Genomic DNA, 12,105 nt, shown 5'->3' on the forward strand with positions numbered 1-12,105 from the left:
AGACGGCCGCCGCTGTCGAGGAGGCCCCCGCGCAGGCCGAGCCGGTCGCTGAGCCGGTGGCCGAGGAGGACGCGCCGAAGGGTCGTACGCGTCGCCGCGCCACGCGCAGCGCTTCCGCTCCGGCCGGTGCGCCCCAGGCCGCAGCCGAGGAGACGGCCGCCGCTGTCGAGGAGGCCCCCGCGCAGGCCGAGCCGGTCGCTGAGCCGGTGGCCGAGGAGGACGCGCCGAAGGGTCGTACGCGTCGCCGTGCCACCCGTAGCGCTTCCGCTCCGGCCGGTGCGCCGCGGGCCGCCGAGAAGGAGGTGGCCGCGAAGCTCGCCGAGCAGCCGGCCGCCGCCGGGACGGCACCGGCCGAGGCACCGGCCGAGAAGGCCCCCGTCGAGGAGGCCGCCGCTGACAGCGAGGCACCCGCCCCGCGTCGTCGCCGAGCCACCCGCAAGACCGCCGCCGCCGGGTTCTCCGCCCCCGCGGGCCACAAGGCACGCAAGGCCCGCGGCGCCGACGAGTCCGGTGAGGACGGCGGCCGCAAGCCCCGCCCCGCCGTCGCCGTCTTCCAGGCGCCGGTGTTCGCCGAGCCGATGTTCCAGACCCCGGAGCGCGCCGCTGCCGCGGCCGCCGCCGAGGCCGCGGAGCCCGAGCCCGCCGAGCCCGTCGCCCCCGTGGTGGAGGAGGAGCCGGCCCCGCGTCGGCGCCGCCGCCGTCGGGCCGCCGACGAGCAGCCCGCGGCCGTCGAGGAGCGCGAGCCCGTCAAGGCCGCCGATGAGCAGCAGGCCGACGAGGACGACCACATCGACGCCCCCGCCGCCGAGCAGGCGGATGCCGACGACGACACGGAGGACTCCGGCGAGCGCCAGGGCCGCCGTCGCCGTCGCGGTGGCCGTCGCCGCCGTCGCGGTGACGCCGCCGACCAGGACGGCGAGCAGCACGACGTGCCGGGCGAGTCCGACGACGCCGTCGAGCAGTCGGCCGACGAGGACGCCACGGACACCGCCGAGCAGGCCGACGAGGACGCGGACGCCGAGGAGCACGCGGAGTCAGGCGGTTCGGGCTCCAGCAGCAGCCGTCGCCGTCGCCGCCGTCGTCGCCGCGCCGGTGACTCCGCCGAGGGCGAGCCGGCCGACGGCGACCCCGAGCGCACGGTCGTCAAGGTCCGCGAGCCCCGCAAGAAGGAGGAGCGCGAGCTCGGCACCGGCGCCGACGAGGTCCAGTCCATCAAGGGCTCGACGCGCCTTGAGGCCAAGAAGCAGCGCCGCCGCGAGGGACGCGAGCAGGGCCGCCGCCGCGTGCCGATCATCACCGAGGCCGAGTTCCTGGCGCGCCGCGAGGCCGTCGAGCGCGTGATGGTCGTCCGCCAGAACGGCGAGCGCACCCAGATCGGCGTCCTCGAGGACAACGTGCTCGTCGAGCACTACGTCAACAAGGAGCAGGCCACCAGCTACGTCGGCAACGTCTACCTGGGCAAGGTCCAGAACGTACTGCCGTCCATGGAGGCCGCCTTCATCGACATCGGCAAGGGCCGCAACGCCGTCCTGTACGCCGGTGAGGTCAACTTCGAGGCGCTCGGGATGGCCAACGGCCCCCGCCGCATCGAGTCCGCCCTGAAGTCCGGCCAGTCGGTCCTCGTGCAGGTCACCAAGGACCCGATCGGCCACAAGGGCGCCCGCCTGACCAGCCAGGTCTCCCTGCCGGGCCGCTACCTCGTGTACGTGCCCGAGGGCTCCATGACCGGCATCAGCCGCAAGCTCCCCGACACCGAGCGCGCGCGTCTGAAGACCATCCTCAAGAAGATCGTCCCCGAGGACGCGGGCGTCATCGTGCGCACCGCCGCCGAGGGCGCGAGCGAGGACGAGCTGCGCCGCGACGTCGAGCGGCTCCAGGGGCAGTGGGAGGACATCCAGAAGAAGGCGAAGGCGATCTCCACGAGCTCGCCGAGCCTCCTGTACGGCGAGCCGGACATGACCGTCCGTGTCGTCCGCGACATCTTCAACGAGGACTTCTCCAAGGTCATCGTCAGCGGCGACGACGCCTGGCAGACCATCCACGGCTACGTCTCGCACGTCGCGCCCGACCTGGCGGACCGCCTCTCCCGGTGGACCTCCGAGGTCGACGTCTTCGCGACGTACCGCATCGACGAGCAGCTCGCGAAGGCCCTGGACCGCAAGGTCTGGCTGCCCAGCGGCGGTTCGCTGGTGATCGACAAGACCGAGGCGATGATCGTCGTCGACGTCAACACCGGCAAGTTCACCGGGCAGGGCGGCAACCTCGAAGAGACCGTGACGAGGAACAACCTCGAAGCGGCCGAGGAGATCGTGCGCCAGCTGCGCCTGCGCGACCTCGGCGGCATCGTCGTCATCGACTTCATCGACATGGTCCTGGAGTCGAACAGGGACCTGGTCCTGCGCCGCCTGCTCGAATGCCTCGGGCGCGACCGTACGAAGCACCAGGTCGCCGAGGTCACCTCGCTGGGCCTGGTCCAGATGACCCGCAAGCGGGTCGGCCAGGGGCTCCTGGAGTCCTTCTCCGAGACCTGCGTGCACTGCAACGGCCGCGGTGTCATCGTGCACATGGAGCAGCCCGCCTCCGCCGGTGGCGGCGGCAAGCGCAAGAAGCGCGGGCGCGGCGGCCCGGAGCAGGACCAGGGTCACGAGCACACGCACGAGCACGAGGCCGACGGCTCCGACGCCATCGAGACCGAGGCCGAGGTCGCGGCGGAGGCCGCCGCCCCGGTGGCGCTGCCCGAGCCCGCGTTCGTCGCGGACGAGGAGCTGTACAGCAGCGCGGCCGAGGCCGAGGCAGCCGCTTCGCGCGGTGGCCGCTCGCGGCGCCGGGCGACCCGGCGGGCATCGGCCCCTGCGGGTGCCCCCCGCGCCGAGGCCGCCCCGGTCGCGGAGAACTCCCAGGAGGAGTCCCCGAAGGAGGAGGCTCCCAAGGCGGAGGCTCCGAAGGCGAAGAAGTCCGGCCGGCGGGCCAGGGCCGCCGAGAAGGCCGAGCGGGCAGCCAAGGCGGAGGCCGAGAACGCCGAGGTCCCGGTCGTCGAGTCCGAGGTCGCGCGCACCGAGGCGCCGGCCGTCGAGGACCCGATGGTGGGCTCGCCCGCGGCCGTCGAGGCGGCGCAGGAGGCCCACGCCGAAGCGGCTCCCGAGGCTCCCGCCGAGGACGCCGCGCCGAAGGGCCGTACGCGCCGTCGTGCGGTCCGCAAGGCGACGTCGCCCGCCGGTTCGCCGAAGACCGCCGAGAGCGCGTCCGAGGCCGCCGAGGTGGTCGTGGCGGAGGCGCCCAAGGCGGAGCCGGTCGCCGAGCCGGTGACGGAGCCCGTGGCCGAGGCGCCCGCCGCCGACGCCGCGCCGCCCCGCCCGCGTCGCCGTGCGGTCCGCAAGGCCACCGCGCCGACCGCGTCCGAGGAGGCGGCCGTCATGGTCGTCCCGTCGGCCGAGAAGCCCGCGGACAAGTCTGCGGACGAGCCCGCCGGGCGGACCGGGGCACAGGCCGAGGCCCCGGCCGACGAGGCGGCCCCGGCCAAGAAGACGGCGCGCAAGACCGCGGCCAAGAAGGCGCCCGCGAAGAAGGCGGCCGCCAAGAAGACCGCGGCCAAGAAGACGGCCGCGAAGAAGACGACGGCCAAGAAGGCGTCGAAGACGACGGCGAAGAAGGCCGCGGCGGCGGAGCAGACGCCGTCCGGTGTCTCCGCCAGCGCGTCGAGCGAGGACTGACCTCTTCGCGACCAGGTGCCCCCTCTCCCGCGTCCGCGCGGGGCAGGGGGCACCGGCATGTCACCCCGGTTTGTCCCGCGAACGGGATATTGCGCCCCGAAAGCGTGAAGCGGTCCCCCCTGCCTTGGAGCACGGGGAGATACCTGTAAAACTCATGCGGTCTGATAAGCGCAGTGAGGCGCGAGCGTGCGGTTGGGGAGACGGTGCGCGTGCGTCAGGGGAGGGATGACAGATGGCGCACGCGCGCCTGCGAGGCACGGGACGCCACCGTGCCGTGAAACCGGTCAAGGGCGGCCGCCAGGCGGTGGCGCTGGCCACGGTCCTCTCGGCGGCGGGCATCCAGGCCGCCGGCTCCGTGGGGACCGCATCGGCGGAGCCGGGGCCCACCTGGACGGAAGGGCCGATCTTCAACGATCCCAAGGGCTCCGTCGACCAGCAGTACGCGGTGCGCACCCGGCTGGTCGAGCTGACGAATGCCGCGGTGCCGGGCTCGACGATCAAGGTCGCGGTCTACCACGTGTGGGAGGCCACGGTCGTCGACGCGCTCGTCGCCGCGAAGAACCGCGGCGTGCACGTGCAGATCCTGCTGGACTCGACCAGCAGGACGGACCGGCCGACGAACCCCTCGTACAACCAGCTGAAGAGCGCGCTCGGCACGGACCGGAGCAGGACGTCGTTCGTCTCGGTCTGTCCGACGGACAAGTCCTGCCTGGGCAATCCGGCGTACGGCAAGTCGATCATGCACAACAAGTTCTGGCTGTTCTCCCAGGTCAAGGGCGCCAGGGACGTCGTCGTGCAGACCACGTCGAACTCCACGCCGTCGGCGCACACGAAGTTCTACAACGACGCGCTGCTGCTGCCGGACAACCCCGCCATGTACGACGCGTACGCGGACTACTTCACCGACATGCTCGGCAAGCGCTGGGCCGACTGGGACTACCGCACGGTCAGCAGCGGCCGCTACAAGGCCTACTTCTTCCCGCGCAACGGCACGGTCAACGAGACCGACACCATGTACTCGGTCCTGAACAACGTGAAGTGCACGTACAAGGACGCGGCGGGCGCCACCCGCCACACGAAGGTCCGCGCCGCGATCTTCAAGATCACCCGGAAGCAGATCGCCGACAAGCTCGTCTCGCTGAAGAAGGCGGGCTGCTCGGTGAGCATCCTGTACGCGGAGACGGACAGCGCCAAGAGCCAGGGCGGCACCCCGGGCACCTGGGAGCAGCTGCACAAGGCGGGCGGACCCTCGGTGCGCTGCTTCAACGACGACCGGGACCCCCTGCACCCCGGCACGCCCCTCACGACGCCCTACATCATCCACTCGAAGTACCTGCTGGTCGACGGCGTGTACGACGGCAAGCGGAACAAGGTGTCCTTCACCGGCTCGCAGAACTACACGGCGCCCGCGCTGCGCGAGAACGACGAGGCGATCGTCAAGATCGACGACGACTCGGTGCACGACACGTACCGCTCGCACTTCGACAGGACGCGGGCGGTGGCCTGGCCGGGCAGTGCCGACAGGACGGACCTGTGCAAGGGTGTCAAGCCGCTGCCGCAGGACGGTGAGAAGGCGATCAGGTGAGCGGGGGAACAGGGCCGGTTTGACCCGTCCGGGTGTGCCCCGTAATCTTGACCGTCGGCGTGTTCCTATGCACCGCCACCCCCTGTAAACCTTTTTCCTTCCGAATCGCGGGCACTGTTCGTCGTGGACGCCGTTCCGGGTCGGGAGAGGCTGCCCGCTCTGTGGGCGGCTGGACTGCGGGGGCCCCGTTCCGAGCGAGAGAGAGATCCGCGTGTACGCCATCGTGCGCAGCGGTGGTCGCCAGCACAAGGTTGCTGTCGACGACATCGTTGAGGTTGACAAGATTTCCACTGCCAAGGTTGGCGACACGGTCGAGCTCTCGACCCTGCTCGTTGTCGACGGCGAAGCCGTGACGAGCGACCCGTGGGTGCTGGCCGGCATCAAGGTCCAGGCCGAGGTCGTGGACCACCACAAGGGCGCGAAGATCGACATCCTTCGCTACAAGAACAAGACCGGCTACCGCCGTCGTCAGGGTCACCGTCAGCAGTACACGGCGATCAAGATCACCGGTATCCCCACGGCTGCGAAGTAAGGGACTGAGACAAGATGGCACACAAGAAGGGCGCATCGTCCACTCGGAACGGGCGCGATTCCAATGCTCAGCGGCTCGGCGTGAAGCGCTTCGGCGGTCAGACCGTCAACGCCGGTGAGATCCTGGTCCGCCAGCGCGGCACCCACTTCCACCCGGGCTCGGGCGTCGGCCGCGGCAAGGACGACACCCTGTTCGCGCTGGACGCCGGTGCGGTGGAGTTCGGTACCCACCGCGGCCGCAAGGTCGTGAACATCGTTCCGGTCGCCTGAGTCCGTCTTCACTGACTGATCAGGCGCTCGTCGAGCGAGTTGTGCGAGGGCGGACCTTCTTCCCGGTGATCGGGAAGCGGGTCCGCCTTTCGCGTGTTACAGCTAAGACATTTCCGTACGCCCCCTCTGCCCCGAAGGCGTGGGGGGACCCTCAGGAGGCACCGAACCATGACCACCTTCGTGGACCGCGTCGAGCTGCATGCCGCCGCGGGTAACGGGGGCCACGGCTGTGCCTCCGTCCACCGTGAGAAGTTCAAGCCGCTCGGCGGCCCGGACGGCGGCAACGGCGGCCGTGGCGGCGACGTGATCCTGGTCGTCGACCAGGACGTCACGACGCTCCTCGACTACCACCACAGCCCGCACCGCAAGGCCACCAACGGCCAGCCCGGCGCCGGCGACAACCGCTCGGGCAAGGACGGCCAGGACCTGATCCTGCCCGTCCCCGACGGCACGGTCGTCCTCGACAAGGAGGGCAACGTCCTCGCCGACATGGTCGGCCAGGGCACCACCTTCGTCGCGGGCCAGGGCGGCCGCGGCGGCCTCGGCAACGCGGCCCTCGCCTCCGCCCGCCGCAAGGCCCCCGGTTTCGCGCTGCTCGGCGTGCCCGGCGAGGAGCGCGACCTCGTCCTTGAGCTCAAGACCGTCGCCGATGTGGCCCTCGTCGGCTACCCGAGCGCGGGCAAGTCCTCGCTGATCTCCGTGCTGAGCGCGGCCAAGCCCAAGATCGCGGACTACCCGTTCACGACACTGGTGCCCAACCTCGGCGTGGTGACCGCGGGCTCGACCGTCTACACCGTCGCCGACGTGCCCGGCCTCATCCCCGGTGCAAGCCAGGGCCGCGGCCTCGGTCTGGAGTTCCTGCGCCACGTCGAGCGGTGCAGCGTGCTCGTCCACGTACTCGACACGGCGACCCTGGAGTCCGACCGCGACCCCGTCTCCGACCTCGACGTCATCGAGGCCGAGCTGCGGCAGTACGGCGCGGGCCTGGAGAACCGTCCGCGCATCGTCGTCCTCAACAAGATCGACGTGCCCGACGGGCAGGACCTCGCCGACCTGGTCAGGCCCGACCTGGAGGAGCGCGGCTACCGCGTCTTCGAGGTGTCCGCCGTCGCCCACAAGGGCCTCAAGGAGCTCTCCTTCGGCCTGGCCGAGCTGGTGGCCGCGGCGCGTGCCGCGAAGCCGAAGGAGGAGGCGACCCGCATCGTCATCCGCCCCAAGGCCGTCGACGACAGCGGCTTCACCGTCACCCGCGAGGACGACGGCATCTACCGCGTCCGCGGCGAGAAGCCGGAGCGCTGGATCCGCCAGACCGACTTCAACAACGACGAGGCCGTCGGCTACCTCGCGGACCGCCTCAACCGCCTCGGCGTCGAGGACGAGCTGATGAAGGCGGGCGCTCGCAGCGGCGACGGCGTCGCCATCGGCCCCGAGGAGAACGCGGTCGTCTTCGACTGGGAGCCGACGATGATGGCGGGCGCGGAGATGCTGGGACGCCGTGGCGAGGACCACCGTCTCGAAGCGCCCCGGCCGGCCGCGCAGCGGCGCAAGGACCGCGAGGCGGAGCGGGACGAGGCGCAGAAGGCTTACGACGACTTCGAGCCGTTCTAGGCGGTTGCCGGTGGCGGCGCCTTGAGCGGTGCCGGGGTGTTGCCTCCGTCGAGGTGCCCGGCACAGGGATAGATGAGAAGGCCCCCGGAGCCAGAGCTCCGGGGGCCTTCTCAGGTGTTCGGCGGGGGCCTTCTCAGGTGTTCGGCCCGGTCACGCGGTGACCGAGTCCTCCGCGCCGTTCTGTTCGGGCTGTTCCGTCGGGTCCTGTTCCATTTCCTCGGCCGCTTCCTCCGCGGCGCGCTGGCCGGGGATGTCCGCGTCGACGCGCTGGCCCATGCGGGCGCGGCGGGCGTCGGCCTGGGCGCACAGGGCCAGGGCCGCGGCGTTGAAGCGGGTCAGGGAGGGCGGGTCGGAGGGGCCGAGGAGGTGCTCCTTGAGCTCGGCGCGGGCCTCCGCGTGGGAGTCGAGCTCCGGGGCGCGCACGGACGTCAGGAGGGCCGCAAGGCCGCCCGCGTCGGGGGTGAGGATCGCCGCGGCCGACGCCGTCGGGAAGCTCGCGCGGAACTCCGCCTCTGACATGCCCGCCGTGTTGGCGACGGCGTACGGCTTCGCGCTGCTCAGCCAGTCGGAGACGACCGAGGAGACATCGCTGATCAGCAGGTCGGCCTGGTTGAAGCAGGAGAAGATCGCGGGGCGCGCGGAGGTGATGATCTGGTGCTCCCACTCGGGGAAGGACACCCAGAACGCGCTCTCCCACGCGGCCGTCGCCGCGGCCACCGCGGCCTGCTGGTCGCCGTCCGGCGAACCCTGGAGCATCATCCGCTCCTGTTCGTCGGCGCTCTTGCGGAAGGATCTGGCGGTCAGCCGGTCCAGCTCGGCGGTGCGGCGGGTCAGCTCGGCGGCGGCCTCGGGGCCGGGCCGGGCACCGGAGCGCTTGGCGTTGGCCGCGAGGATCATCGCCTTGATGCGCTCGTTGGCGGCACCGGCCTCGGGGTTCTGCGAGCCCGTCATCGGGTGCGGCTTGTAGAGGAGGCGTACGCCCGGGTCGGCGAGGAGCTCGCGGACGATGTTCTCGCCGGCCAGGACCACCGAGGTGTTGCCGGGGTTGCCGTCCCAGCCCTCCCAGGTGGGGGCGTACAGGACGGTCGTGTACGCCCCGGTGGGCGGGCCGGAGTACGGGCGGATCGGGGACAGCTGCGGGCGGCCGACCTCGACCACGTCCTTGTCCTCGACGCCGATGTCCGCGAGCTGGTAGCGGTCGCGGGCCGCGGGGCCCGCCACCCACACCTGGTCGTACGCCTTCGCGTAGGGGTTGCAGGAGGAGAGCTTGTCGCTCTCGCCGTGGTTGATGAAGGCGTGCTTGATCGTGGGGATGCGCAGGACCTGGGAGGTCTTCGCGGCGTTCGCCGGGTGCAGCATCATCTTCAGCGTCGACGTCTCCAGGGAGAACATCGTGGCGACCTTCGGGAAGCAGATGATCGGGACGTCGGTCGCGTCGATCTTCTGCACCATGAACCGCTCGCGCAGCACGATCAGCGGCTTGCCGTCGAGCGCGGAGAGGGTGGAGAGCCACATGTTGGCCTGGTACGCGGAGGTGGAGCCGCCCGAGAAGTACATGGCGACGGTCGGCTTGTACTCCGCGAGCCACGCGTCGAGCCACTCCATGACCTTCTGGTCGTTCTTCGCCCGCTTCTTCGGGAGCAGCCAGGTGGCGAGGTAGAGCGCGCCGGCGCCGATCAGGACGATGGAGACGGCGAGTCCGATGCCGCCCCAGTACGCGTCGGTGGTCGCGGAGGTGAGGAGGAGGCCGACCGTGCCAGGCACCGAGAACGTCAGGAGGCGGTGGGCCTGGCGGCGGGAGAGGATCCGCGGCGGGGCGGCCGTCAGGTGCAGCTTGGAGGTGTCGATGTTGCGCGTGACGATGGGCAGCGTACGGGTGCGCCGCACGAGCACGGCGACGGCCTGGCAGCCGAAGTGCAGGGCGTAGAACGAGAGCAGCGCGATGGTCAGCGGCGACTGCTCGGCCAGCGGCTCGATGCCGTCTATGCGCAGCAGGCCCACCAGGATCAGCATGTCGCGCAGCAGCTGGCGGACCGTGACGTCGAAGCGGATCTTGCCAAGGAGGGAGAGGAGGCCCGGCTGCTTGTACTGCAGATAGATGTCGAGCGCGAGGTTCGCGGCGGCCGCGGCGATGAATACCGGGACGTAGGGAATCAGCGCGGTCGCGAGCTGTGTCGCGAAGAGCGCGAACATCGCGAACAGCGCTGTCAGCTGCACGATGCGACGGGGTGCGAGTCCGGCAGAGGGCACGGGCTTGGGCTCCTGGCGGGGATGGAGGGGGAATGGGGGGAAGTCGACCACTGACCGTATGACGTGCGGTGGCCCGGTAGCAATCTCCCGTGACGTCAATCACCGGATAAAGGGGCAAAGAGACTGAACCACAAGGTTACTTTTCCCCTCTGACTGAAATACGTCCGCGCGCGCCGCGTGTTGCGGTCCGCCCCTCGAAACACCCGGGCGCGCCGCACCCGGGCTCACGTAGATTGCAGGTCCGGAGAGTGCAGGTCCGGGACACCGGGATCATTTGGGGAAGCGCGTGGCATCGGCAAGGCAGTCAGTGGCAGAGGCCCGTCGGGTCGTCGTCAAGGTCGGATCGTCGTCCCTGACCACCGCGTCGGGGGGTCTGGACGCGGACCGTGTCGACGCCCTCGTCGACGTCCTCGCCAAGAGCCGCGGCGCCGGCGAGCGGGAGATCGTGCTCGTCTCGTCCGGCGCCATCGCCGCGGGCCTGGCCCCGCTGGGCCTGGCGCGGCGCCCCAAGGACCTCGCCCGGCAGCAGGCCGCCGCCAGCGTGGGCCAGGGGCTGCTCGTGGCCCGCTACACCGCCTCCTTCGCGCGGTACGGCGTACGGGTCGGACAGGTGCTCCTCACCTCCGACGACATGGCCCGCAGGGCCCACCACCGCAACGCCTCGCGCACTCTCGACCAGCTGCTCGCGATGGGCGCGCTGCCAGTCGTGAACGAGAACGACACCGTGGCGACCGACGAGATCCGCTTCGGCGACAACGACCGGCTTGCCGCCCTGGTCGCCCATCTGGTCCACGCCGACCTCCTCGTCCTCCTCTCCGACGTGGACGGCCTCTACGACGGCGACCCCGCGAAGCCCGGCACCTCCCGCGTCGACGAGGTCAGGGGCCCCGGCGACATGGCGCACGTCGAGATCGGCAGCGCGGGCAGGGCGGGCGTCGGCACCGGCGGGATGGTCACCAAGGTCGAGGCGGCGCGGATCGCCGCCGCCGCCGGTATCCCGGTCGTCCTCACCTCCGCCAGCCAGGCCGGTGACGCCCTCACGGGCCGTGCCACGGGCACGTACTTCCACCGGACGGGCCGACGCTCCGCCGACCGGCTGCTCTGGCTGCAGCACGCCTCGGAGCCGCGCGGCGCGCTCGTCCTCGACGAGGGCGCGGTGCGTGCGGTTGTCGAGGCGCGCAAGTCGCTGCTGCCCGCCGGTATCGCCGGGGTCGAGGGCGACTTCACGGCGGGCGACCCGGTCGAGCTGCGGGACGCCGGGGGGCGGGCGGTGGCGCGTGGCCTGGTGAACTTCGACGCCAAGGAGGTCCCGCTGCTCATCGGCCGCTCCACGCGGGATCTCGCGCGCGAACTCGGACCTGCGTACGAGCGGGAGGTCGTGCACCGGGACGACCTCGTCCTGCTGCACGGGTAGGGCCGGAGAAGTCCCAGCTCGCGTCGGACCGCCCGCCCCGTCCGCCCCACGAGCCTCGGCCGAAAACCGCCGCGAACGGCCACGGCGGCCCGGCCCGTGCGAGGTGAAACTCCCCAAAACCGCCCCGCGGGACGGCTTGGCCTGCTCAACTTTGTTGAAGACAGTTCCGCACGACCATTGCGTATCTGCATCACCATTGCGTAGAGGAGGCCGTCGTGAGACGAGTGCGCCCAGGGGCGGCGTCCCGCGGCTCGGCTGAGCGGACGCTGACGAGCGTCGCGGCGGGGGCAAGGTACGAGAGCGAGCCGCACGGGGTGCGGGAGGGGGACCAGGGCGAGAGCCGGGAGGGCGAGAGCGCGCGGACGCCCCGCCTCTGGCACGTCACGCTGAGCGTCTCCGGCGCCGAGGCCCCGCTCGACGAGCTCAGACGAGGGCTCGAACAGCTCGCCCACGACCATCCCTTCCTGCTCACCAGCAGATACGCGCCGGACCACGCCGAGATCCGGTACTGGGAAGAGGCCCGGGATCTGCACGACGCGGCCGCCGTCGCCCTGCGGCTCTGGGGCGAGCACCGGCAGAGCGCGCAGTTGCCGCCCTGGGAGATCGTGGGGCTCGAGGTGATCGGCAGGGACACATATCACCAGCGGATAGCCGAGGGCTACGGTCCGTTACCGGCCACTCCGGTGGGCGTGCACCCGTTTTGAGCCGTCGTGCCGGCCCGGCGGGGCGGTCTCGGT

General features: G+C 71.4%; 8 protein-coding genes. 7 read left to right on the forward strand and 1 reads right to left on the reverse strand.

The window, feature by feature from the left end:
• From AC07DI_RS19285 to obgE, 5 genes are all read left to right on the forward strand, one after another.
• The coding region (locus AC07DI_RS19285) for an Rne/Rng family ribonuclease (protein WP_478905337.1) at window positions 1-3,710 on the forward strand (3,710 nt) is incomplete at its 5' end.
• Window positions 3,711-3,942: 232 nt separating this feature from the next.
• Window positions 3,943-5,295: a phospholipase D-like domain-containing protein gene (locus AC07DI_RS19290; RefSeq protein ID WP_478905338.1), complete on the forward strand. Its 1,353-nt coding sequence runs from the start codon at window positions 3,943-3,945 to the stop codon at window positions 5,293-5,295.
• A gap of 211 nt (window positions 5,296-5,506) precedes the next feature.
• A complete protein-coding gene (gene rplU, locus AC07DI_RS19295) occupies window positions 5,507-5,827 on the forward strand; it encodes a 50S ribosomal protein L21 (RefSeq protein WP_365355698.1) in 321 nt (106 codons plus the stop codon).
• A 14-nt stretch (window positions 5,828-5,841) separates the two neighbouring features.
• Window positions 5,842-6,096, forward strand: a complete 255-nt coding sequence (rpmA, locus tag AC07DI_RS19300) for a 50S ribosomal protein L27 (RefSeq protein WP_030564037.1) — start codon at window positions 5,842-5,844, stop codon at window positions 6,094-6,096.
• 168 nt (window positions 6,097-6,264) lie between these two features.
• Complete coding sequence (obgE, locus tag AC07DI_RS19305) at window positions 6,265-7,704, forward strand: GTPase ObgE (protein WP_478905339.1); 1,440 nt, start codon at window positions 6,265-6,267, stop codon at window positions 7,702-7,704.
• Window positions 7,705-7,854: 150 nt separating this feature from the next.
• On the opposite strand, the gene AC07DI_RS19310 is transcribed toward obgE, so the two are convergent.
• Window positions 7,855-9,954 (reverse strand): hypothetical protein, encoded by a 2,100-nt coding sequence (locus tag AC07DI_RS19310; protein ID WP_478905340.1) that lies wholly within the window; start codon window positions 9,952-9,954, stop codon window positions 7,855-7,857.
• Between the two features lie 286 nt (window positions 9,955-10,240).
• On the opposite strand from AC07DI_RS19310, the gene proB reads away from it, so the two are divergent.
• Both proB and AC07DI_RS19320 read left to right on the forward strand, forming a co-directional pair.
• Window positions 10,241-11,368, forward strand: a complete 1,128-nt coding sequence (gene proB / locus AC07DI_RS19315) for a glutamate 5-kinase (RefSeq protein WP_384260254.1) — start codon at window positions 10,241-10,243, stop codon at window positions 11,366-11,368.
• A gap of 224 nt (window positions 11,369-11,592) precedes the next feature.
• Window positions 11,593-12,072 carry a hypothetical protein gene (locus AC07DI_RS19320; protein WP_384260270.1) on the forward strand — a complete coding sequence of 160 codons (480 nt, stop codon included), beginning with the start codon at window positions 11,593-11,595 and terminating at the stop codon, window positions 12,070-12,072.
• The last annotated feature ends 33 nt before the right edge of the window (window positions 12,073-12,105 follow it).

It is taken from the genome of Streptomyces sp. NPDC044106 (genome assembly GCF_056433985.1).